The 24,096-nt window shown below is 62.9% G+C and carries 19 protein-coding genes and 1 tRNA gene; 8 read left to right on the forward strand and 12 right to left on the reverse strand.

From position 1 onward, the window contains the following. The 4 genes from VIM61_05530 to VIM61_05545 all read left to right on the forward strand — a co-directional run. A partial coding sequence (locus tag VIM61_05530) for a histidinol-phosphate transaminase (protein ID HEY8899853.1) occupies positions 1 to 693 on the forward strand: 693 nt, incomplete at its 5' end. Between the two features lie 10 nt (positions 694 to 703). Further along, on the forward strand, positions 704 to 2,017 hold the full coding sequence (gene mnmE, locus VIM61_05535) for a tRNA uridine-5-carboxymethylaminomethyl(34) synthesis GTPase MnmE (protein HEY8899854.1): 1,314 nt from the start codon (positions 704 to 706) through the stop codon (positions 2,015 to 2,017). Beyond that, entirely contained in the window at positions 2,017 to 3,030 is a 1,014-nt protein-coding gene (locus VIM61_05540; protein HEY8899855.1) for a quinone-dependent dihydroorotate dehydrogenase, read from the forward strand. The genes mnmE and VIM61_05540 overlap by 1 nt, the downstream gene beginning before the upstream one ends. A gap of 50 nt (positions 3,031 to 3,080) precedes the next feature. Next, entirely contained in the window at positions 3,081 to 3,962 is an 882-nt protein-coding gene (locus tag VIM61_05545; protein HEY8899856.1) for an MqnA/MqnD/SBP family protein, read from the forward strand. 12 nt (positions 3,963 to 3,974) lie between these two features. Here VIM61_05545 and VIM61_05550 read toward each other — a convergent pair whose 3' ends face one another. From VIM61_05550 to VIM61_05575, 6 genes are all read right to left on the reverse strand, one after another. Beyond that, the gene (locus tag VIM61_05550; GenBank protein ID HEY8899857.1) at positions 3,975 to 5,696 is read right to left on the reverse strand and encodes a tetratricopeptide repeat protein; all 1,722 of its coding nucleotides are present in this window, start codon (positions 5,694 to 5,696) and stop codon (positions 3,975 to 3,977) included. Between the two features lie 16 nt (positions 5,697 to 5,712). After that, complete coding sequence (locus VIM61_05555) at positions 5,713 to 5,817, reverse strand: AURKAIP1/COX24 domain-containing protein (protein ID HEY8899858.1); 105 nt, start codon at positions 5,815 to 5,817, stop codon at positions 5,713 to 5,715. A gap of 12 nt (positions 5,818 to 5,829) precedes the next feature. Beyond that, the gene (gene hisG / locus VIM61_05560) at positions 5,830 to 6,708 is read right to left on the reverse strand and encodes an ATP phosphoribosyltransferase (GenBank protein ID HEY8899859.1); all 879 of its coding nucleotides are present in this window, start codon (positions 6,706 to 6,708) and stop codon (positions 5,830 to 5,832) included. A gap of 87 nt (positions 6,709 to 6,795) precedes the next feature. Continuing rightward, on the reverse strand, positions 6,796 to 7,410 hold the full coding sequence (locus VIM61_05565; protein HEY8899860.1) for a CvpA family protein: 615 nt from the start codon (positions 7,408 to 7,410) through the stop codon (positions 6,796 to 6,798). After that, the gene (locus tag VIM61_05570) at positions 7,407 to 9,386 is read right to left on the reverse strand and encodes a GspE/PulE family protein (GenBank protein ID HEY8899861.1); all 1,980 of its coding nucleotides are present in this window, start codon (positions 9,384 to 9,386) and stop codon (positions 7,407 to 7,409) included. Before VIM61_05570 ends, VIM61_05565 begins: the two co-directional genes overlap by 4 nt. Before the next feature lie 64 nt (positions 9,387 to 9,450). Next, positions 9,451 to 9,930 (reverse strand): DUF2062 domain-containing protein, encoded by a 480-nt coding sequence (locus VIM61_05575; GenBank protein HEY8899862.1) that lies wholly within the window; start codon positions 9,928 to 9,930, stop codon positions 9,451 to 9,453. 86 nt (positions 9,931 to 10,016) lie between these two features. On the opposite strand from VIM61_05575, the gene VIM61_05580 reads away from it, so the two are divergent. The 4 genes from VIM61_05580 to VIM61_05595 all read left to right on the forward strand — a co-directional run bounded on the left by VIM61_05580 (position 10,017) and on the right by VIM61_05595 (position 16,479). Continuing rightward, positions 10,017 to 11,030, forward strand: coding sequence for an OmpA family protein (locus tag VIM61_05580; protein HEY8899863.1), 1,014 nt, complete (start codon positions 10,017 to 10,019; stop codon positions 11,028 to 11,030). A 50-nt stretch (positions 11,031 to 11,080) separates the two neighbouring features. Continuing rightward, the gene (gene glnD, locus VIM61_05585; protein HEY8899864.1) at positions 11,081 to 13,798 is read left to right on the forward strand and encodes a [protein-PII] uridylyltransferase; all 2,718 of its coding nucleotides are present in this window, start codon (positions 11,081 to 11,083) and stop codon (positions 13,796 to 13,798) included. A gap of 9 nt (positions 13,799 to 13,807) precedes the next feature. Continuing rightward, positions 13,808 to 16,348 carry an FtsX-like permease family protein gene (locus VIM61_05590; protein HEY8899865.1) on the forward strand — a complete coding sequence of 847 codons (2,541 nt, stop codon included), beginning with the start codon at positions 13,808 to 13,810 and terminating at the stop codon, positions 16,346 to 16,348. A 60-nt stretch (positions 16,349 to 16,408) separates the two neighbouring features. Further along, positions 16,409 to 16,479 (forward strand) — tRNA-Gly (locus VIM61_05595). A gap of 874 nt (positions 16,480 to 17,353) precedes the next feature. Here the strand turns inward: VIM61_05595 and VIM61_05600 are convergent. The 6 genes from VIM61_05600 to VIM61_05625 all read right to left on the reverse strand — a co-directional run. Beyond that, positions 17,354 to 17,875, reverse strand: a complete 522-nt coding sequence (locus VIM61_05600; protein ID HEY8899866.1) for a hypothetical protein — start codon at positions 17,873 to 17,875, stop codon at positions 17,354 to 17,356. Further along, positions 17,854 to 18,618, reverse strand: coding sequence for a TIGR04255 family protein (locus tag VIM61_05605; GenBank protein ID HEY8899867.1), 765 nt, complete (start codon positions 18,616 to 18,618; stop codon positions 17,854 to 17,856). The genes VIM61_05600 and VIM61_05605 overlap by 22 nt, the downstream gene beginning before the upstream one ends. A gap of 341 nt (positions 18,619 to 18,959) precedes the next feature. Further along, entirely contained in the window at positions 18,960 to 20,591 is a 1,632-nt protein-coding gene (gene groL, locus VIM61_05610) for a chaperonin GroEL (GenBank protein HEY8899868.1), read from the reverse strand. A 43-nt stretch (positions 20,592 to 20,634) separates the two neighbouring features. After that, on the reverse strand, positions 20,635 to 20,928 hold the full coding sequence (gene groES / locus VIM61_05615; GenBank protein HEY8899869.1) for a co-chaperone GroES: 294 nt from the start codon (positions 20,926 to 20,928) through the stop codon (positions 20,635 to 20,637). Positions 20,929 to 21,009: 81 nt separating this feature from the next. Continuing rightward, positions 21,010 to 22,950: a molecular chaperone DnaK gene (gene dnaK, locus VIM61_05620; GenBank protein HEY8899870.1), complete on the reverse strand. Its 1,941-nt coding sequence runs from the start codon at positions 22,948 to 22,950 to the stop codon at positions 21,010 to 21,012. A gap of 176 nt (positions 22,951 to 23,126) precedes the next feature. Continuing rightward, the coding region (locus VIM61_05625) for an adenylate/guanylate cyclase domain-containing protein (protein ID HEY8899871.1) at positions 23,127 to 24,096 on the reverse strand (970 nt) is incomplete at its 5' end.

Consider the following 24,096-nt stretch of genomic DNA (forward strand, 5'->3'; position numbering starts at 1 on the left):
CTCGAGGCCATGCTCGCCGCCATCACCCCGCGCACCCGCCAGGTCTTCATCGCGAATCCCAACAATCCCACGGGCACGCTCGTCGGCCAGGCCGAGATCGACGCCTTCATGGCCCGCGTGCCGGATCACGTCGTGGTCGTGTTCGACGAGGCCTACTACGAATTCCTCGAGGACGCTCCCGACGTGCTGAAATACGTGCGCGAAGGCCGCAACGTCGTCGTCATGCGCACGTTCTCGAAGATTCAGGGCCTCGCCGCCCTGCGCATCGGCTACGGCCTCGCCCCCGCGAAACTCGCCGAGGTCCTCCAAAAGACCCGCCAGCCGTTCAATGCGAACTCCCTCGCCCAGGCCGGCGCGCTTGCCGGCCTCGCGGACGAGGAGCACATGCGCCGCACCCGCGAGCTCACCACCGAGGGCCGCAACTACTTCCAGGCCGAGTTTGCTGCGATGGATCTCGAGTTCGTGCCGAGCCACGCGAACTTCGTGCTCGTGCGCGTCGGCGACGGCGACGCCGTTTTCAGGACGCTGCTCCAGCGCGGCCTCATCGTCCGCGCCATGCGGAGCTACAAACTGCCGGAATGGATCCGCGTCTCCGTCGGCACGATGGAGCAGAACCGCCGCTTCATTGCGGAGCTGCGCGCCATCGATGCCGCCGGCGGCATCTCCCGCGGCGAGCTGGCGACCGTCTCGTAGTCCCGCGCGCATGCTCGTCGAGGATACCATTGCCGCGCTTTCCACGCCTCCGGGCGAGGGAGCGATCGCGGTGGTGCGGGTATCGGGCTCGGACGCTCCCACGATCATCGAGCGCGTTTTTCGGGGCCCCGCGCCGAAGCCACGGCGCGCGGTCCTCGGACGGATCGTCGATGCCGAGGGCGTGGTCGACGAAGTCGTGCTGACGACGTTCGCCGCCCCGGCGAGCTACACCGGCGAGCATGTCGTCGAGATCGGCTGCCACGGTGGCGTGCTCGTCTCGGCCCGCGTTTTGCAGACGGTGCTGGAAGCCGGCGCCCGGGCCGCCGGACCGGGAGAATTCACGCAACGGGCCTTTCTCAACGGCAAGATGGACCTCACGCAGGCCGAGGCCGTGATGGACCTCATCCGCGCCCAGACACCGCTCGCCGCCCGCGCCGCGGCCGAGCAACTCGCCGGGCGCATCGGCGCGGAAATTCTCGAGATTCGCGCGGCGATTCTCGACGTCGTCGCGCACGTGGAGGCCTACATCGACTTTCCCGACGAGGACATCGATCCCGACACGGGCGCCGCGCTGCTCGGGCGCATCGCCGCCACACGAGAGCGGATCGCCTCGCTGCTCGCCACTGCAAACGAGGGCCGCATCCTCCGCGAGGGCGTGCGTCTCGCCATTTGCGGCCGGCCGAACGCCGGGAAATCGAGCCTGCTCAATCGCCTTGCCGGCTACGACCGCGCCATCGTCAGCGCGACCCCCGGCACCACCCGCGACACCATCGAGGAAGTGCTGAATCTGCGCGGCATTCCGTTTCGCGTGATCGACACAGCCGGCCTGCGCGAGACGCCCGACGCTATCGAGCGCGAGGGCGTGCGCCGCGCGCGCGAAGCGGTGGAAGCCGCGGACGTGGTCCTGCGATTGATCGATGCGACCGACGCCGACGCATCAAATGACCCCGCCGTCGCCGACGGCGAAATCGTCGTCTTCAACAAATGCGACCTCGCCGAAGGCGCTCCTGGCGGCCTCGCGATTTCGTGTTCGACCGGAATGGGAATCGACGCGCTTGTGGACACGATCGCCGCTCGCGTGCGCACGGAGCCACTCGCAGGCCGCGACACGCTTGCCGCCGTCAATGCCCGGCATCAGGCCTGCCTTAAGCGCGCGGAGGCGGCTCTCGCCGACGCTACCGCCAAACTCGAGGCGGGCGAGTCCCCGGAATTCGTCGCCCTCGATCTGCGCATCGCCCTCGACGCGGCGGGCGAAGTCGTCGGCGTGGTCGACACGGACGACATTCTCGGCCGCATCTTCGGATCCTTTTGCATCGGAAAATAATGAGCCTCTACGACCTTCTGCGGCCCCTGTTGTTTCAAATGGATGCGGAGGCGGCGCATCACTTTGCCCTCGGCGCGCTGGAGACGGCGCCCGCGCCGTTCCTGCGAATGGGCTTCGGCGCCGCACCCGAGGATGAACGTATCGTCGCCGGCATTCGCTTTCGAAATCCGGTTGGCCTCGCCGCCGGCATGGACAAGAACGCGATCGCGCTGCCGGCCTGGGAAGCGCTCGGCTTCGGCTTTGTCGAAGTCGGCACGATCACCGCAAAGGCCCAGCCAGGAAATCCCCAGCCACGCCTCTTTCGCTTTCCGGAATTGCAGGCGCTCATCAATCGGATGGGCTTCAACAACGACGGTGCGGACGTCGTCGCGGCGCGCCTCGACCGGCTGAAGGCTTCCGGCCGCTGGCCCCGCATCCCCGTAGGCGTGAATCTCGGCAAATCGAAGGTGACGGAACTCGCGGACGCCGCCGCAGACTACCTGCACAGCTTTCGCGCCCTCCGCGACTACGGCGACTATTTCGTGGTGAACGTGAGTTCGCCGAACACGCCGGGCCTGCGCGAGTTGCAGGACAAGGACGCCCTCACGAAGATCGTGCGCACCCTCCGCGACTACGACCACGCGAAGCCGCTTTTCGTCAAGATCGCGCCCGACCTCACGCCACCGCAGCTCGACGCCATTCTCGAACTCGCCGCGACGGAAGATCTCTCCGGCCTCATCGCGACAAACACCACGCTCGACCACTCCCCGATCCCTGCGGAGCGAGACGAGACGGGCGGCCTGAGCGGAGCTCCCCTGCGCGACCGGGCTGCGGAAGTCACCCGTCATCTCTGCGCCGGCACAAAACGCCCGGTGATCGCCTCGGGCGGCATCATGGACGCCGCCACGGCCCGCGGCCGCCTGGAAATGGGCGCCGCGCTCGTCCAGATCTACACGGGCTTCGTCTATCGCGGTCCGGCCCTCATTCGCGAGATCGCGACGGCGGCTCGAACGAAGGGGAATTCGTCCCGATAGCGCGCAAGTCCTTCCAATTCCCAAAATTCTGTTAATTCTGTCCGAAGCTCATGACCGACTGGAAATCCCTCACGCTCACCCTTGGCCACTCTCCCGACCCGGACGACGCCTTCATGTTTTACGCGATGGCCGAGGAGAAGATCGATCTCCACGGCTTCAAGTTTCAGCACATTCTTCAGGATATCCAGACGCTCAACGAACGCGCGACGCGCGGCGAACTGCACATCACGGCCGTCTCGATCCACTCACTGGCCTACGTGCTCGATAAGTATGCGCTGCTGCCGAGCGGCGCGAGCATGGGCGACGGCTACGGCCCGATGTTCATCGTGAACTCCGGCGCCGGTCTGCCCGCAGACGCCACCGAGGAAGAGCGCCGGAAGTTTTTGCTCGGCAAAAAGATCGCGGTCCCTGGCAAGATGACCAGCGCCTTCCTCGCCGCGCAGCTCTTTCTCGGCACGTCATCCTTCGATTACGTGGTGGTGCCCTTCGACGAAATTTTCGAGGCGGTCAGCTCGGGCAAGGTCGACGTCGGCCTCATTATTCACGAGGGCCAGCTCACGTATTCCCGCGACGGCTTCGAGCTCGTTCTCGACCTCGGCGCCTGGTGGAAAGGCCGCACCGGCCTGCCCCTCCCGCTCGGCGGCAACGTCGTGCACAAGGACATCCCGCACGAAGTCCGGCTGGAACTCGCTGACGTCCTTCACGCGAGCATCGCCTACGGCCTCGAGCATCGGGCTCCGGCCGTGGATCACAGCATGAGTCACGCGCGCGGGATGGATACGACGCTCGCCGATGAATTCATCGGCATGTATGTGAACGACTACACGCTCGACTACGGTGACGCGGGCCGGCAGGCGATCCGCCTGTTCCTGAGCGAGGCCCACGCGGCCGGGCTGATCCCGAAGCCGGTCGAGCTGGAGTTCGTCGAATAGACGAACTCCGGATCAGGGCTTTTGCGCCGCCATGCGGGCGGTCGTCTCGTCGATCTTCGTGAGCAACGACTTGTTCGAGGCATCGAGCTGCGCGGCCTTCTGCCAGTAAAGCAAGGCCTCCGCGGTGCGATTGAGCGCACGATACGTGTCGCCGATGTGCTCGAAGACGACGGCGTCGGGCTGCGGCATGGCTTTCGCCGCGCGCAGGAGTTCGTCGAGCGCCTCGGCGAACTGGCCGCGCTGATAATGCAGCCAGCCGAGGCTGTCGACGTAGGCGCCGTTGCCCGGATCAAGGCTCAGCGCCCTGCGGATGAGCCCTTCCGCTTCGTCCAGATTCTCGCCGCGCTCGACCCACATGTAGCCGAGGGCGTTGAACGCGTCGGGATTCTTCGGATCGAGCTCGATGGATTTCTTGAAAAGCTCCGCCGCCTTGACGTTACGGCCCGCGAGCTGCGCCGTGCAGGCGTAATCGAAATAGAAAAGGCCGTTCAGCAACGACGGATCGTTAGCCGCCGCCTCCACCGCAGCATGCTCGAAAATGGTCAGCGCCTCGTCCGAATGCTTCGCAGCCGCCATGGCCCGCGCCTGCACATAGGTGAAGAACGGGACCTTCGGAAACAGGCGCCGTGCTTCCCCGGCGCGGGTCACGGCCGACTCGAATCGCCCCGTGTTCAGCAGCAGCATGAGGAGGTCGCGCTGCCGGACGAAGTTGTGCTTGTCGATGATGAGCGCCTGTTCGACGCCAGTGAGCGCCTTCTCCTGGTCGCCGCGGGCGTCGTAAAGGCGATAAAGCTGGTCGTAGGCCAGCGCGTCGAGGGGATTCCCGGCAATGACCTTCTCCAGCACGGGGATCGCCTCGTCCTTGCGACCGAGCTCGATCAGCGTGCTGGCCAGTCGCTCATTCACGCCAGGCAGGTCATCCTTGAGATCGAGTGCCTGGCGGTAAAATTTTGCCGACTTATCGAGCTGGCGCACGATGACGTAGTAATCGCCGATCCGGGCAAGCGATGCCGCATCGTTCCCATTCGCCGCGGCGGCTTTGTCGACGCAGATAGTGAGCTGGGCGCGCGTCTTCTCGCTCATCGACGCGTCTCCGTCCGCGGAGTTTGTCAGGAAATCCGCAAGCTGGAGCCAGTATTCCGACGTGGTCGCTTTGGCCTTGAGGGCTCGCACAATCGCCCGCGCACAGCCGGCGGAATCCGCCTGCGCCTGCGAAATCTCCCAAAGCGCCTCGTAGCCGGCAAATCGCGCCGGATCGACCTTGAGAGCGACCTCGGCATAACGCTCGGCCAGATCGGGCTTGCGCAAGTGGCGCAGATAGATCGACGAGAGCGCGAGGGCGGGGTCGGCATCATCCGGACGCGCCTTGATGGCGTCCTTCAACACACCGATAGCCTCGCTCGCTTCCCCGCGGCGCAAATAGTCGTAGGCAACCTCGATCGCGAGCTTCGTAAAGCCCGGATCAATGGTCAGCACCTCACGGTAACTGGCCAGCGCTTTTTCGGGGCCGGCACTCTCTTCCTCGAAGACGCCCGTGACGAAATGCGCCATGGCATCAGCCTGGCGCTCGGCTTTCGGGTTGAGGTGGTAGGGAGCAGGCGCTCGTTCGCCTTCGTCGAACAGATAGTCCGTCGATGAGGCGACGGCCAGATGCAGATTCGCGGCCGGGGCTAAAATCCCTGCGACGAGCCACCGGAGGGTGGGCGTCGCACGGAGCCGGACCGCGAATTTCATGCGGTCACGATAGCGTTTACGACTTGTAGCGCAACCGCTTCTTGTGGCGGTTGAGTTTCATGCGCTTGCGGCGCTTGTGTTTGGCGATCTTCGCCTTTCTTTTCTTCTTAATCGAGCCCATGCGATACTTCTCTTAGTAAACTACTTTGTTCAAGGGGTATTCAATAATACCTTCCGCCCCGAGAGCCTTCAGCTTCGGGATCATCTCCCTGACGGTCTTTTCATCAATGACTGTTTCCACCGCCACCCAGGTTTCCTGGGCCAGGGGCGAAACTGTAGGATTTCGCAGGGATGGCAGCGCCTCAAGCAAATTCTTCAGGCTTGCTGCCGGAAGGTTCATCTTGAGACCGACGAGATCGCGCGCGGCGAGGGCGCCCTTGAGCAGCAAAACGAGGTTCTCCATCTTCGCGCGCTTCCATTCGTCGGTCGACGAAGCGGAGTTCGCGATGAAGACGGGATACGACTCCATGAGCGTCTCGATGATGCGGAGTTTGTTCGCGCGCAGCGAGGAACCGGTCTCCGTGATGTCGACGATCGCGTCGACAAGATCGGGAACCTTCACTTCGGTGGCACCCCAGGAAAATTCAATGTCCACCGTGACCCCGCGGGATTCGAAGAACCGGCGGGTGAGGCCGACGGCCTCGGTGGCGACGCGCTTGCCGGCGAGATCCTCCGCGCATTTGAACGGGGAGTCCTCCGGCACGGCAAGAATCCAGCGCGTCGGCATCGCGGTCGCCTTGCTGTAGGGCAGCTCGGCCAGCGCCTCGACCTTGGAATCGTTCTCGGCGACCCAGTCCTTGCCGGTGATGCCGCAGTCGAGATAGCCGTGCTCGACGTAGCGGCTGATTTCCTGCGCACGGAGCATGCGAATCTCGATCTCGGGATCGTCGATCGACGGACGGTAGGATCGTTTCGAGCCAGAAATGGTGAAGCCCGCTTTCGCGAAAAGGTCGATGGTCGCGTCAAGCAGGCTGCCGGATGGCACGCCGACGGTGAGGATTTTCTGGCTCATGATACGGAAAAGGCGGATTGGGGGAGACGCTTATAGCCTCGCGGACGATGACCCGCAAGCACCGGAGACGGACAATTCCTCGGCTCCTTACGGCTGCCAGGCGACGTGACCGCGCTGCTGCATGAGAACCGCGCCCTCCGGGGCCGCACCCGCCGAGGGATCGGCCGGCACTTCCGCAAGCGTGACAAGCGGATAACGCGTGCGCCCCGTGCTGTCGGGCGCAACGCCCACGGCCGTCTCGAGCGATTGCATGCCCCCGCGGAGCGCGCCGCCGGCATCCTTGAACGCCGGCACCGTCTCGAAGCTCCCGGGCCTGGCAACCTGCGCGAGCCAGAAGACCGACGCCGCCGCAATGAAGCCGGAGGCCAGCCCCGCCAGCACCCCGAGGCCCTTGTTGGCGAAATCGGGCTTCACGCTCCGATAGCTCGGCCCCTTGAGTCGCACGACGAATCCGGCCACGAGCACGCCGAGCCCGTAGAGCGCGATGAAGGATGCAATCGCCACCCAGCGCGGATCGAACGTCAGGCCGCCGGAAATCTTCTCGGTCCAGGGCTGCCAGTAACGAATGGCCACGAGCACGCCGAAAAGATTCGCGAGGAGGTAGCGGACCTCGACCGAGGCGCCCTGCCGCCAGCCATTCCAGGTCCGGTAAAGCAACGGCGCCAGCGCGAGCACCAGAATGGAGATTTCGATCGAATTCATGACGCCTGGATGACCTCGTCGACCGTCGTGATGCCCATGAGCACCTTCTCGGCCCCATCGTAACGGAAGCTCTTGAATCCGCGCTCGAGGGCGAGCTGACTGACCGTCGCTTCGTCGGCATTCTCGCCGATGATTCGGCGAAACTCATCGTCGAGCACGAGCAGCTCGAACAGGCCCGTGCGACCGCGAAAGCCGGTGCCGAGGCAGGCCTCGCAACCCTGCGCGGCGTAGAGCGGCGTGCCGGGCTCGAAACTGAACCCGACGCTTTCGAGTTCATTGCCGACGGCAGGATATTCCTGCCGGCACTCGGGACAAAGCACGCGCACAAGCCGCTGCGCAATGACCATGAGCAACGCGGAGGCGATCTGATAACGTTCGATTCCCAAATCCTGCAGGCGCGAGACCGTGCCGATCGCGTCCTTCGTGTGAAGAGTGCTGAGGACGAGGTGCCCGGTGAGCGCGGCCCGCACGGCGACGGCAGAGGCCTCGGTGTCACGCATCTCGCCGATGAGAATGACGTCCGGATCCTGCCGGAGAATGGAACGCAGGCCCGCTTCGTAGGTGATGCCAGCGCGCGGGTTCACGGCGATCTGCGTGGCGCCATCCAGCTCGTATTCGGCCGGATCTTCGATCGTCATGATGTTCAATCGCGTCGCGTCGAGCTGGCGCAGCGCGGCATAGAGCGTGGACGTCTTCCCCGAGCCGGTCGGCCCGGTCGCGAGGATCATTCCATTCTTCGAGTGGATGACATTCTGGAAGGTCGAGAGCATCTCCTCGGACATGCCGAGCGAAGTGAGATCGAACACCCCACCGCGGTGATCGAGCACGCGAATGACCATCTTCTCGCCATAAATCGAGTTGGCCGTGGCCACGCGGAAGTCGACCTCACGACCGTCCGTCCGCACGCGAAACTTTCCGTCCTGCGCGCGGCGTTTTTCCGCGACGTCGATCTCGGCGAGCGACTTCAGGGCCGTGACGACGCGGATGCCATCCGACGCCTGGAAGGACATCCGCTCGTGCAAAATGCCGTCGAGGCGGAAGCGAACGCGGTAGGCGTCGCTCGTCGGTTCGATGTGAATGTCACTCGCTTTCTCGAGCAGCGCCTCCTCGAGGACCTCGCTGGCGTTGTCGAGGCCGGAAGCCAGCTCCCCGTCACCTTTGATCGCGATGGATTGTCGCTCGGTATCGAGAAACGTGAGGCCCTTTCGCGTGGATCCCTTGCGGGCGAGATGGCGTGCAGGGTCCAGCGCCTTGGGAACGCTGAAAGGAAACGCCATGCCCGTGCCGCTGGCGACAGGCGCCGGCGCAGCCTCGGCGGCCGCCCGGGCTTTCAGTTTGTTCGCCCGCGCCTCGGCGAGTTTTTGCTGGGTGCCCAGCGTCGCGAAATAGGCCGCAGCTCCCACGCCGGGGAGAAGCAGCGCGGCGAGCGTCCAATACCGGGGCTCCGCGTGGCGCTCGTAAAGATCTCGTTGCACGGCCTGCAGGCTCCGCATCCACACGCCGCTGAAAATCAGCAGGCCCAGCAGAAGCAGCTCGAAATTCCAGCGATCGCCGGCGGGAAGAGTGGCCGCGTCGGCCGAGGCGGTGATCGGCGCGGAATTTCCACCCACCGCGGAAGCCGGAGCCGTCGTCGACGCATTTTCCGGATGCTCATCGACGGAGACAACGGTCGTTTCCCCCGACGCACCGTTTGCCGAGGGAAAGCCGGCGGGCGCTCCCGACGCCGTGGTGGAGGCGGCCGACCCGGCCGCGGAAACCGATCTTCCGTCGATGCTGACGATCGAGCTCAGTGGATAACGGATGATCCCGCTTTCCACCTGCACCGAGATAAAATCCTCAGTGCGCGCCACGATATGGGCGTCTGGTTCCTGATGCCCGTTCGTAAAGACGATGTGCTCTGCATCGACGGGAAGAAGGGTCGCGAGGAGAACTGCGCCGACCGCAAGCCCGTAGCCGTTTTTTCCCACGCGAACCACGGGCGGATCAAATCATGTCCGCAAGCCCGGTCAACCTCATATTCCGGCGTTGATCCCCCAATCTTCAAGCCGAGGGCGGCAACCGGCGTAACTCGCGCCTCCGCATGACTCCGAATGCGACGAAATACGCGATGATTGCCGCTGGCACGGCAATGGCCAGCGACCCGACAAGGAGCGGCAGACCGATATTCAGGAATGTCGTCCATTGCAGGAGCTCGGCAACTTTGACGTGGTGGAAGGCGATCTTCGGCGGCAGCCGATGCGGATGGTTGAGCAGCCAGAAACCGATGTCGTATTCCATCCGAAGGAGAAACGGCCAGAGCGGTGTGACGACGTCGTGCAGGCTCACAGAAATCACCGCCGCGATCTTGCTGCATCGCGCCAGCCACGCCGTCACCAGCGAAAGAAGCGTCTTCACGCCGAAAAGCGGCGTGAAGCCAAAGAACATTCCGATGGCCACGCCCCCGGCGATCGCATGCGGCGTATCGCGCAATTCCAGCAGGCGCCGGAAGAGCGAGCGGATATGTTCGATCAATTTCTTCACGGGAGCCTCGCAACCAACCAGCGGAGACGACGCTTTTCCAGCATTGAATTTTTCTCGCCCGAGGATAACCTTGTCGGCTTGGCGCGATGAACTCCGGCACGGACGACTTTGACTTATTCGACGACCAGCCGACGGGGTTTTCCCGCTGGCTGCTTCCGGCGCTGGTCATTTCCCTGCTGCTGCATGCGCTGCTCCTTCTCGGTCTTCGCGAGGTCGCCTTCCGTCCGTTCGGAGAGGTGAAACCCGAGCCGCCCCCGACGATGATCAAGCTGCAGAGCATCAAGCTCGATCCTCGCGTGCTCGAGCCCACGATCGACAAGACGACGAAGCCGGCCGCCGCGCCCCAGGCCCTGAGGCTGCCGAAGGAAAAGGCGTCCTTCGCCGCCATGATGGCCGAGAATGCCGGAACGCCGGCGGCTCCGAAAATCGAGAATCCCATGCTGGCCGAGAAGCCGAAGGTCGAAGCGACCAGCTACGAGCGCACCGTGCAGGATGCCGAAAGCGGCGGTGTGAAGAGCGTCGCGAAGGAGCTCGACCAGGTGCGGCAGGACATGCTCGCGGAGAAGCCGGGAGTTTCCGGGAAGCCCCTGCTCGATATCGCGAGGCCCGACGTCGATTCGGGCGGCTCTCCCGCGAAGCAGGGCGACATCGCCGGCGCATCGACGCCCGGGTTCAGCAATCTCGACGATTTGCTCGCGCAGACCGGTCCGCTTTCCAAGGAAACCGCGCCCATCCGCATGGATTCCGACGTTCTCTACGCCTACGACAGCTACCAGCTCGAGCCCGGCGCCGTCGCCAGCCTTGAAAAGCTCGGCGTCATCATCCAGCGCAACCCCCAGCTCATCTTTTCCATCGAGGGCCACAGCGATTCCTCCGGCGACGCCACTTACAATCTCCAGCTCAGCCAGCTGCGCGCGGAGTCCGTCAGGAACTGGCTCGTGCAGAACATGGGCGTGGATCCCACGCGCGTGACCACCCGCGGCTACGGCTCCACCCGACTCATCGTGCCCGCCACGGATCCCTTCGACCAGGCGCGGGAAAGCGCCAACCGTCGCGTCGAAATCGTTCTTCACGACCGCGAGACGCCCGCGTCCCGATGAGAGCATATCAGCCTGGCGCATCGATGGTCCCCCCCTACAAAGAACGAGTTTTGGCCGAAGCCGCGCGCGAGCTCTCCGAGAGCACGAAGAAGCGCCGCGACGACTGGCTGCCGATCTTCAAGCGCTTCCTGAAACTCGAGGAGCATCGCCTGCGGATGTGGCACAATGCCGGCGGCGGTGGTCGCGAGATTGCCCGGCAGCGCGCCGATCTCATCGATATCGTCCTGCGCGAACTTTTCGAGAACATCACCGACACCGTCGGAGACAAGCCCGGCAAGGAACGGCTCGTCGTCGCCGCGTTCGGAGGCTACGGCCGGCGCGAGATGAATCCCTTCAGCGATGTGGACATCATGTTCCTCATCGAGCGCGGCAAGCCGAGCGAGCAGCTCGAGAACATCATTCGACAGACGCTCACCGGCCTCTGGGATCTCGGCTTCAAGGTCGGGCACTCCACACGCTCGATCTCGCAGGCCGTGAAGGCGGCCAACGAGGACATGATCACGAAGACCTCCATGCTTGAGTGCCGTTTCCTCCTCGGCGAGCGTGAGATTTTCAACGATTTCAAATCCCGCTTCGAACGCGACTGCCTGGACGGGAAGGAGGACGCCTACATCCGCTGGCGGTTCCTCAGCCAGATCGAGAATCACAAAAAATACGGTGGCACCATTTTCGTGCAGGAGCCGAACGTGAAGAATGGCGTCGGCGGTCTGCGCGACTACCAGAATCTGCTGTGGATCGCCTTCGTCGCCGAGCGGCTGAACAGCACCGCCAAACTCGCCGAGCGCAAATTCCTTCGCGGCTCCGAGCGGCGCGCGCTCGAGAAGGCCTACGACTTCCTCCTGCGCGTGCGCACGGAGATGCACTACATCAACGGCCGCCCGATCGACGGCCTCACGCTGCAGCTCCAGGGCAAGGTCGCCACCGCCTTCAACTACCCGCAAAAGCACATCCTGCGCCGCTGCGAGGCGTTCATGCGCGACTACTACAGCCACACGCGCGAGCTCGCGCAGATCACGACATCCGCCCTCGAGCGCCTCGACACACGTCCGCCGAACGCCCGCCCGACCACGATTCTTTCGATGATCGGAAGCAAGCCGAAGAGCGTGAAGTTCGACGGCTTTGTCGCCCGCGACGGCCGCATGTTCCCGATCGCTCGCGACGTTTTCAACGAGGACCCCGTTCGGCTGCTGCGCGTCTTCCAGCACGCCCAGAAGCGCAAGCTGGAGCTCAGCGCCGAGCTGCGCGACCTCATCCGCCGCCGCCTCCTGCTGATCGACCGCACGTTCCAATACGCCCGCGCCAGCCGCGAAATTTTTCTCGATATCCTGTCGCACAAGGGCGAGGTCGGCCGCATCCTCCGCGCCATGCACGACGTCGGCGTGCTCGGTCGTTTTCTGCCGGAGTTCGGTGCGCTCACCTGCCTCGTGCAGCACGAGTTTTTCCACCGCTACACCGCCGACGAACACACGCTGGTCTGCATCGAGAAGCTCGATGGCCTGCTCTTCGCCGAGGAACGCAAATTCGCCGGCTATCGCTCGATCTTCCAGAAACTCGAAGACCCCGCGATGCTCTACCTCGCGGTGCTTCTTCACGACGTGGGCAAGGCCGCCAACTCCCGCCACCACGAGGAGGAAAGCGCCATCCTCGCCCACAAGGTCGCCCGCCGCCTGCAGCTCTCGTCCGAGCGCCGCCAAATGCTGATCACGCTCGTCGACGCACACTACGAGATGTCGCACACTTCGCAGACGCGCAATCTGGACGACCCCGCGACCACCGCCGAGTTTGCAGCCATCGTGGGGAGCCGCCGCAAGCTCGACGCCCTCATGCTTCTCACGCTCGCCGACGGCATGGGCACCAGCGACCAGAACTGGTCGGACTGGAAGGAATCCCTCGTCTGGATGCTTTACCGCAAGACCTCCGAATATCTCGAGATGGGTCCGCGGTGGGCCGAAGAGGGCCGTGACGCTCGCGAATCCCTGCTCGAGAAAGTGCGCAGCCTGCTTCCGAAAAATTTCGCGGAGGAAATCGCCGCGCACTTCGACTACATGCCGGAGCGCTACTTCCATGCGTTCGACGCCGAGAAAATCGTCGGCCATCTGCGGTTGTTCCGCACGTTTTTCGAGCGCCGGAACGACGCGATGTCCGCCCTCGCCCCCGCATTTCAATGGATCGATCACCCGGCGATGGGTCACTCCGAGGTATGGGTGTGCGGCTGGGACCGCGAACGCCTGCTCGAGCGCGTCGCCGGCGCCTTCCTTTCGGCGAATATCAACATCCTCAGTGCAGACATTTTCACCCGTGGCGACAACCTCGCCCTCGACATCTTTCGCGTCTGCGACTCGCGGAATCTGCCTGTCAACAGCGTGCGCGACCACGAACGCGTCGAGACCCGCCTCCTCGACTCCCTGCTCCACGAGGAATACGACTTCACCCCGCTCTTCGGCGAGCCCAGCCGCCTCCGCAGCTACCGCCTCTCGCAGGAAGCCGAGCTGCCCACGCGCATCGTCGTCGACAACGAGGCCCATCCGTTCAACACGATCGTCGAGATTCAGACGCCCGACCGCCTCGGCCTGCTCTACAGCCTCCTGCGCGCCCTTGGGAGCATTGGCATCACCATCCAGACGTCCCGCATCACCACCGAGATGGAAGTCGCCATGGACACCTTTTACGTGACCGGCCGCGACGAGAAGAAGATCCTCGATCAGGGCGCGATCGAGCGGCTGCAGCGGCTGCTCCAGCGAGCGGCCGCGCAGGAGCGCCACCCGTAACCTCCCGCCGTGATCCCGCGGCATTTTCCGGCGCTTTTCCTTCGCCAATGCGGCCACGGCCTTACGCGGCACCCCTTTCTCCTCCTGCTGAACATCGTGAGCATCGCGCTCGGCGTGGCGGTCTTTCTCGCCATCCAGATCGCGAACCGTAGCGCGACCGCCAGCTTCCGCGCCGGCATCGACCTCGTGGCGGGCCGGGCAAATCTCGAAGTGCGCGGCTCGCTGGACGAGACGCTCCTGCCCCGCATTGCCGCTCTCCGCGGCGTGCGCGCCGCCGCACCGCTCGTCGAGGGCGTCGTTTCCCTGCCCGGCCATCCCGGCGAATACCTGCGCATCGTTGGCCTGGACCCCTTCAGCGGCGAAGACCTGCGCACGTTCGAACTGCTTGGCGCCGATCGACGAAGACTCGATTTCGAGGCGTGGCTTCGCGACCCGAACGCCATCGCCATTTCGCGGGAGTATTCCGAGCGCGTGCTGCCGCAGGTGGGCAGTCCGATCCGCGTGCTCGCCGGCGACACCTTCCATTCCTTGCAGCCTCGCTTCGTCATCGAGCCCGCCGCCGCAGCGGCGGCCGGCGACTCCCGACTGGCGGCAATGGACATCGGCTGGGCCCAGGAACTTCTCGAGCAACGCGGCCGACTGAGCGCCATTCTTCTGCTCGTCGATCCCGAGCAAGTAGACGCCATCACCGCAGAGATTCGTCGTCTCGTGCCGGCGGACGTCGACGTCGCCCCGCCTTCGCAGCGCAGCAACCAGATCGAGTCCATGCTCGGCGCCTTCCAACTCAATCTCACCGCGCTCAGCCTCGTCTCCGTCCTCGTCGGCGCGTTCCTCATCTTCAACACGATCTCCGCTTCCGTCGTTCGTCGGCAGCGGGAGATCGGCATCCTTCGCGCGCTCGGCGCTACCCGTTTGGAAGTCCGCCTCCTCTTTCTCGGGGAAGCCGCCGTCTCCGGCCTCCTCGGGACCGCCGCGGGGATCGCGATCGCTCTGCCGCTCGCCTCGACCCTCTCGGCGCCCATCGCCCAGACCGTCCGCACGCTCTACATTCTCACGAGCATCGATCGACTCACGCTCGCGCCGTGGCAGTTCGTCGAAGCCGCCCTCGTCGGCCTGGGCACCGCATTGCTCGCCGGCTGGGTGCCGGCCAGCGAGGCCGCCCGCGCGGATCCCGCCCGCGTGCTGCACCCCGGTAGTGCCATCGAGCGCTTCGCCTCCGTGCCGCGGCGCTGGCTTCTCGTTGCCTTCGCCTGCCTCGCCGGCGCCGCCGGCGCAGCCTGGAGCACGCTGCATTTTCACCTTCCGGCGCTCGGCTTTCTCAGCGCATTCGGCGTGTTGATCGGGTTCTCGCTCATCGTGCCGGAGGTCGTTCTTGCCACCGCGAGGGCCCTCGGGACGAGCCCGCGATTCCTCCGCCTCGCCGCGGGAAATCTCGCGCAATCCGTCCATCGCAACGCCGTCACCATCGCCGCCCTCGCCGCCGCCATCGCCATGACCGTGAGCATCTCCGTCATGATCCATTCCTTCCGCGCGAGCGTGACCGATTGGATCGATTCCACACTCGTCGATGACCTCTTCATCAGCCTCGCCGCCAACGAACCCGGCCCGCTGCAAGGCCAGCTCCCCGCGGAAGCTCTCGACTGGGCCCGAACCCAGCCCGGGGTGGAACACGTCGCCACCCGCGCCGACACCGCCACGAGCTTTCGAGGTCAACGCGTCGAGCTCGCCGTCGTCACCGGAGAACGCGAATCGACGATGCGCTTTCTCGGAGGGAATCCGGCCGGCGATTTTCGCGCCTATCTCGAACCGGACACCGTCGCCATCTCGGAGCCATTTGCGAATCGCTTCCAACTCCGACCCGGCGACACCGTGGAACTACTCACTCCCGCCGGCCCCGCCGCTTTTCGTGTCGCCGGAGTCTTTCAGGACTACGCCCGCAGCAACGGAATCCTCCTCATGAAGCAGGCCGACTACGCCCGGCACTGGAGTCCGATCGGCGCACAATCCCTCGCCCTATCCGCGAGCCCTGCCACCGATCCCGCAGCCATCGGCGACGCCTTTCGCGCCCGATTCGGCGATCAGGGTCAGTTCTCCATCTCCTCGAACCGCGCGCTCCGCGAGCGCATCTTCGACATCTTCGACCAGACCTTTGCCGTCACTCTCGTCCTGCGCGCCATCGCCATTCTCGTCGCCGCCGTCGGCATCACTCTCGCCCTGCTGATCCTCGCCGCCGAGCGCGAACGCGAAATCGGCGTCCTGCGGGCAATCGGCGCCTCCCGCGGCCAGATCGTTGGGCTTTTTCTTGGCGAAGCCGGCCTCATCGGCTCGATCGCCAGCCTCATCGGCATCGTCTCCGGCATCAGCCTCTCGATGGTGCTCACCTGGGTAGTGAACAAGGCGTATTTCGGATGGACCATCCAGCTCAGCTATCCGACGACACTGCTGGTCTTCACGCCGCTCTGGATCGTCCCCATCGCCATGATCGCGGCCATCCTGCCGGCGTGGCGGTCCGCCCGCATCCCGCCCGCGACAGCCGTGCGCTTCGAGTGAAGGGCAAGCCCGCGCCTTGACTCAGCTCCGGAACATGCTACCAATCCCGGTGCCACCAATGCGGGTATAGCTTAGTGGTAAAGTTCCTGCCTTCCAAGCAGGCCATGCGGGTTCGATTCCCGCTACCCGCTCTCTTCTTTCTTCTCGGTGTGAGTTCGCGGATAAATTCCCGGTTTTCATCAATCTGCGGCAATCCGCATCAATCGATGACAATTGTCGCGAGTTTACTCTGTTGCCGGGCGTCAATTGACGCGGCCAGGTCGTCAAATTGACGGACCATAAATATCCGATATTCTTTCAGAACTTCCCGATTCCGTGCCGTCGCTGGCCTTCATTTCTCGATCGTGGTTGCGATTGCCCGGCGGGCGAGAGCTGATGATGATTCCGCACAGGTCCTCTTAGCCGGATTTCTCCAATTTTAGGATGCTTTCGGACGCAGGGTGCGCGGGCGGAAAGTGCGAACAGTAGAGCTTGGAAACATGCTCCCACACGGATTTCCGCAAACGCGTCAGCTATCGCCGCAAGTATGTTGCCGAGGAGGGAAATACCGCGTTCTTACTCTGAAATATGACGAAAGTAACGTCAGATGTCCTAAGGAAGGGGCGTAAACCAAGCATCCTCTGCGATATTGCCAGCGACTGCATTTCGCTTGGCTCGCTGTAAATCAGGATCAGGATCGATCGGCCATCGCACAATATCTGCATGAAAATCAGGTGGTTCTGAAGAAGTCACGTCTAGGTGTTCAATCCTGATACGCCCGACGTGGGCATTTCCAATACCATGCAAGTTCCTGTTGCCTGCGGCGGCTTGCGCCGAAGCCCAGAGCTGATCGGGACTCAATTTTAGTGCGCGAGTGATCGAGGTCTCATGGTCTTGGTTAGGAAGGAACGCAGGGTATTTGACTCTCCCCGTAGTTTTGGCGACCCAAGTAGAAGATACAATAGCCCGAGCGGCGACCTCGCAGTCCAAGACCTCTTCAGTCAGACCAGACGAAAGCATCTATCGTCAGACGTTGATTCGACGCAGCCCGTAATCGATGTCTATCGGCATTGAGAACCCGTCGAAAACGGTTACGCCATACCATTGATCAGTGCCATCCATCCCTGTATACGCCAAGCGGCCGGATGGGCCAATGCTCACGGAAAAAACACGCCGATAGCCTTCGTGCCATTCGAACGAAAGAGTGCCGCTTGGTTCGGCGGTAATTTCTGGCATTGGTCGACTCTCATCGAGCGACGAAATAAAATCCTCCGCTATCCTGCAAACCAACTTCGAGACGGGAAGAGCACTTCCGCCGTCCCAACCAAATTCTGAACACTCTGATACGACCTCTGCAAGCTCAGTGAGAACTTGGCTCCGGCCACCAAAAAGGGCAACCGAACTTTCTTCGCTTGCGAACACGGCTTCAATCGAACTGCGGACTATAGAGGCCTCGTCAGAAACAGCAGAGGTGCACCTCACAGACGGCCGCATGCAGGCCATTCCAGTTGCCGCCATCGCAGCCATCAACGAAATAGGTTCAGGCATTGGTTAGATAGCATGCCACGAAAGATTGAGTTTTTCAATAATCGAAGCGAGTCGTAAATTTTCCAGATTTCGTCAGAATCGGGCGGCAGGCGATGGAGCCTGAAAGTGTTGATGTCTAGGATGACCCACAACCCCTCCGCTTCAACAAATTTATCTGTGGCCAAAGTAATGTGAGCCCTGAATTGCTGGTCGGCTGTCATCGTTTGCTTTTGAGAGACGAAACCAGTAAAAGTAAGATCTGTGTCTCGTGGGATTTTCGGGCAAGTAAGCAGAAAATCGTCCAAATCGGTTATGCCATTCTCAATCGGAAGACAGAAGCGATTAATGAATCGAAGTCCCACCCTCCGGACAAGCACCGGCGTAGTGAGTTTCTTGTATCGATCCCACATCTCGCGAACTTCGTTGATGTAGTCTTCATAGGAAGAATAGGGGCTCAATCGATTGAAAGAAAATCCGGTCCGTCGCACTTGAACCAATTGCTTTCGATCAGGAGCCACGAACTGAAGGGCTTCTAGATTCTGTTCAATCTGAATGTCGGGTTTTACAGCTGGGCTCAGCTCAAACGTGCTCTGTGCGACAACTTGGCGTCGCCCGATGGGATATTTATCTGCAAATGCGAGGGAGGCGTCTTTCGACAACTCGGCGAGAGAAAATCCCGGCGAAGTTTCAACATTGATATCAAACACCGCTTCTACGATGGGCGCGCGAGTCAGATTCTGGCCGGGGGCGTCTTCGGACGACATTCCTCGAAAGAAAACCGAACGCGACTTCTCTCGTCCACGCAAATCTCAGTTGGACTACGGTGAGCATATCCCGAGTAGTTTCATCATGTCCGAGTCACCGGCCGCCGATGAGATGTGCCCCTATACCCGGACAGGGATGTTTTTTGAGGTTCGTGGATGTCTCGTTGCCGGATTGACAGCGTCGGCTTTTGAACGCGCATTTTGCCAACGTGAGTTTGGTTGCCGCCGAGCGGACCGCTGCCTTCGTGGTGGCCTTTGGAGTTCGACCTTCCACACGAAAAACCGCCCCGGAGTTCCCCCGGGGCGGCTTTTTGATTTTAGCTAAGCGCTGGAGGCGGGACTTAGTAGTCCATGCCGCCCATGCCGCCGCCCGGAGGCATGGCGGGCGCCTTTTCCTTCTCGGGAACCTCGGTGATGAGGGCTTCCGTGGTGAGAAGCAGGCCGCTGATGGAGGCCGCATTCTGCAGGGCAGAACGGGTGACCTTCGCCGGATCGACGACGCCAGCCTTCACGAGGTCCACGTATTCGCCAGTGGCGACATTGTAGCCTTCGTTGCCCTTGCGCTTCTTGACTTCCTGCACGATGAGCGCGCCTTCCAGACCCGCGTTTGCGGCGAGCTGGCGAAGCGGAGCTTCGATCGCACGGCGGACGATGCCGGCGCCGATCTGCTCATCACCTTCGAGGGTGAGCGCGTCGAGAGCCTTCTGGGCGCGGACGAGAGCAACGCCACCGCCGGGGACGATGCCTTCTTCGACGGCCGCACGGGTCGCGTGGAGGGCGTCTTCGACGCGGGCTTTCTTCTCCTTCATCTCGGTCTCGGTGGCGGCACCGACGTTGATGACGGCCACGCCGCCGGCGAGCTTGGCGAGACGCTCCTGGAGCTTCTCACGGTCGTAATCACTGGTGGTTTCCTCGATCTGGCGGCGGATCTGGCCAACGCGGCCCTGGATGTCCGAGCCCTTGCCTTCGCCTTCGATGATCGTGGTGTTCTCCTTGTCGATGACGATGCGCTTGGCGCGACCGAGATCGTCGAGGGTGAGGTTCTCGAGCTTGATGCCGAGGTCCTCGGTGATGAGACGGCCACCCGTGAGGACGGCGATGTCTTCCATCATGGCCTTGCGGCGATCGCCGAAGCCGGGAGCCTTGACGGCTGCGACCTGGAGCGTGCCACGGAGCTTGTTGACGACGAGGGTCGCGAGCGCTTCACCTTCGACGTCTTCGGCGATGATGAGGAACGGACGGCCGCTCTTCGCGACCTTCTCGAGCAACGGCAGGAGGTCCTTCAAGCTGCTGATCTTCTTCTCGAACAGGAGGACGTAAGCGCTCTCGAGAACGGCTTCGAGGTCTTCGGTGTTCGTGACGAAGTAGGGCGAGAGATAGCCCTTGTCGAACTGCATGCCCTCGACGACGTCGAGCGTGGTCTCGATGGACTTCGCTTCTTCGACCGTGATGGTGCCGTCCTTGCCGACCTTCTCCATCGCGTCGGCGATGATCGTGCCGATCGTGAGGTCCCAGTTGGCGGAGACGGTGGCGACCTGAGCGATCTCGTTCGAGTCCTTCACCTTCTTGGCGATGCGACCGAGCTCGGCGACGATGGCTTCGACGGCCTTGTTGATGCCGCGCTGGAGGCTCATCGGATTCGCACCGGCGGTGACGTTCTTGAGGCCTTCCTTGTAGATGGCCTCGGCGAGAACGGTCGCCGTGGTGGTGCCGTCACCGGCGATGTCGCTCGTCTTGGAAGCGACTTCGCGCACGAGCTGGGCGCCCATGTTTTCGTAGGGATCTTCGAGCTCGATTTCCTTGGCGACGCTGACGCCGTCCTTGGTGATCGTCGGGCTGCCGAATTTCTTGTCGAGGATGACGTTGCGACCGGCAGGTCCAAGCGTCGCCTTCACGGCCTTCGAGAGCTTCTCGACGCCGCGGAGCAGGGCCTGGCGGGCGTGCTCATCAAACTGGAGTTGTTTAGCTGGCATTTTAGTGGGTCTTTTTCGTGTGGGTTGAATTCCGGGAGCGGGATTAGCCGACGATGCCGAGGATGTCGTCCTCGCGCATGATGAGGTAACCTTCGCCGTCGATCTTGATCTCGGTTCCGCCGTATTTGGAGATGAGGACCTTGTCGCCCTTCTTCACGGTGAACGCGATCTTTTCGCCCTTGTCGTCGAGCTTGCCGGTGCCGAGGGCAACGACTTCGCCTTCCTGGGGCTTCTCCTTCGCGGAATCAGGAATGATGATTCCGCCCTTTTTGACTTCCTTCTCTTCGAGCGGCTTGACGAGCACGCGATCTCCGATGGGTTTGATGTTGGCTGCCATGGTGGCTTTTTCTTTTTGGTGTTGGGTTGTTAGAAAAGACCGCCGACGCAGGAGCATCGGCGGCCATTAGCTAAATTCGGGTTATTTCTTCTTGTCCTCGTCGACCATTTCGAACTCGGCGTCGACGACGTCGTTGTCCTTCCTGGCGGAGTTGGACTCGGACTCAGGAGCGGCTCCCTCGGCAGCGCCTTCCGGGGGAGTACCCGCGGCGGCCGCCTGCTTGTAGAGCTCGGTGCTGACTTCCTGGAACTTCGTCTGGAGCGCATCGTGAGCGGACTTGATCGCATCGGTGTCGTCGCCCTTGAGGGCTTCGCGCACCTTGGCGATGGCGTCTTCGACCGACTGTTTGGTCGCGCCGTCGAGCTTGTCGCCGAGCTCCTTGAGCTGCTTCTCGCACTGGTAGGCGAGATTGTCGGCGTTGTTGCGCGTCTCGATCGCTTCCTTGGCCTTCGCGTCCTCGGCGGCGTGCGCCTCGGCTTCGCGCTGCATCTTCTCGATCTCTTCCTTGGAGAGCCCGGAACTGCCGGTGATGGAGATTTTCTGCTCCTTGCCGGTGCCAAGATCCTTCGCGGAGACGTGCAGGATGCCGTTCGCGTCGATGTCGAACGTCACTTCGATCTGCGGGGTGCCACGAGGGGCCGGCGGGATGCCGTCGAGGTGGAACGTGCCGAGGTTCTTGTTGTCGCGGCTAAGCGGACGCTCGCCCTGGAGGACCTTGATCTCCACGCCGGGCTGATTGTCGCTGTAGGTCGAGAACGTCTGCGACTTGCGAGTCGGGATCGTGGTGTTGCGCGGGATCATCGAGGTCGCCACACCGCCAGCGGTTTCGATCGCCAGCGTGAGCGGGGCCACGTCGAGCAGGAGCACGTCCTTCACGTCGCCGCGGAGCACGCCGCCCTGGATCGCCGCGCCAATGGCCACGACTTCGTCCGGGTTCACCCCCTTGTGGGGCTCCTTGCCGACCAGCGCGCGGGCCGTTTCCACGACCTTGGGCATGCGGGTCATGCCACCCACGAGAACGAGCTCATCGATGTTGCTCGCGGTGAGCTTCGCGTCGGCGAGACAGTCGTTCACCGGCTTCTTCGTGCGCTCGAAAAGGTCGTCGCAAAGCTGCTCGAGCTTCGAGCGGGTGAGCTTCTTCTGGATGTGCTTCGGTCCGGTCTGGTCCGCCGTGATGAACGGGAGGTTGATCTCGTATTCCTGCGTCGAGGAAAGCGCGATCTTGGCCTTCTCGGCCTCTTCCTTGATGCGCTGCACCGCGTCGGGCTGCTTCGAGAGATCGATGCCGGAGTCGGTCTTGAATTCGCCGATGATCCAGTCAACGAGACGGTTGTCCCAGTCGTCACCACCGAGGTGCGTGTCGCCGTTGGTCGCACGGACTTCAAACACGCCATCGCCGATTTCCAGCGCGGAGATGTCGAACGTGCCGCCGCCGAGGTCATACACGGCGATCTTTTCGTCGGACTTCTTGTCGAGACCGTAGGCGAGCGAGGCCGCCGTGGGTTCGTTGATAATTCGCAGCACCTCGAGGCCCGCGATCTTGCCGGCGTCCTTCGTGGCGTTTCGCTGCGAGTCGTTGAAATATGCGGGCACCGTGATGACGGCCTGCGTGATCTTCTCCCCGAGCTTGGCCTCCGCGTCGGCCTTGAGCTTCGCGAGAATCATCGCGGAAACTTCCGGCGGGCTGAACTGCTTCTTCTCGCCGCCGACTTCCACTTCGATGTGCGCGTCGCCATTGGCAGCCGCGACAACCTTGTAAGGAACGCGCGAGAGTTCGTCCTTCACCTCCGCAAACTTGCGGCCCATGAAGCGCTTCACCGAGAAAACGGTGTTCGCGGGATTCGTCACCGCCTGGCGTTTGGCCGCCTGGCCAACGAGACGTTCGCCCGACTTCGAAAACGCGACGATCGAAGGCGTCGTGCGAGCGCCTTCCGAATTCTCCAGAACCACCGGCTCACCGCCGTCCATCACGGACATGCAGGAATTCGTCGTGCCGAGGTCGATACCTAAAATTTTTGACATGTATTTAATAGCCTCCGCCTCTCTCGGAGCAGCGCCCAAGCCATCCGGGCATCGAGATTTACAAGCTGTTATTTATTAATGCCTTGCGAAAATCAGTCCCCGCCGACACCCATCGGAAATAGCGCCACTATGGCTCATTTGTGCCACCGAGCCGCGCTCGCAACGGCCACTGTGGCTCACTGCGGCGTCGCTTTCATCCCACTCATGCGCTCGGTGACCCCTTCCAGCATGTCCCGCCAGCCGGCGTGAAGATCGGGCGTGGCCTCGTCGCCGAAGAAGCCATCGAGTGCGCTCGCAAAAGCCCGACGCGCCTCGGGATAAAGCTCCGGCCGCACCCCGTAGCCGGCGTGACGCTCGCCGAGTTCGCCCAACTGTGCGGCCAGGGAGTCGAGGTCGTCGATACGCCGCACGGCAACTTCCAGCATCTGAAGAAGCTTCTCGCGCATCCGCGCCATGTCGGTGCGCGCGAAGAGCGTCTCGATCTCGGCGTGATCGCGAAAGAGCGCTTCATAAAAGAGCTGTCCGAAGCGATGGGCGTCCGCGCGAATGCGGTCGAAACTCCGCTGCACGAGCCAGTGTCGGTCGCGGTCCGCCAGGCTCGTAATCTCGTGCAGGATTTCCCAGCGGTTCGCGATCTTGACCCGCCGACGAAGCCCGGTTTTCACGGACGAGTCGAGGTGCGAGATCAGCCGCGACGAGGCGAGCACCCGGGTGCCGAAGCGTTTGTTGAAGCCTTCGATACGACTCGCAACGTTCACGGTGTCGCCCAGGACCGCAAACTGCGTCTTGAGCGGATGCCCGGTATCGCCGACGACGACTTCGCCGAAATGGAGACCGACTCCGAAGTCGAGCGTCACGTCGAAGGCGGCGGAAAGCGAGCGATTGAGCTCCGCCACGCGCTGGGGCATGCGCAGGGCGGCGCGCACGGCGTCCAGGCAGCACGACCGGGGGTCCGCGCCATCGAGGCCGAACACGGCGAGGAAGCCGTCGCCGAGGTATTTGTCGAGATACCCGCGATTTGCGAGGACCGGCTCGCAGACTGCGAGGAGAAAGCGATTGAGAATATGAATGACGTCGTGGGGCAGATGCCGGGCGGCGAATCGCGTGAAATCGCGCATGTCGCAGAACATGATCGCGATCTGTTTC

The organism is Chthoniobacterales bacterium (assembly GCA_036569045.1).
Taxonomy (GTDB): Bacteria; Verrucomicrobiota; Verrucomicrobiia; order Chthoniobacterales; family JAATET01; genus JAATET01.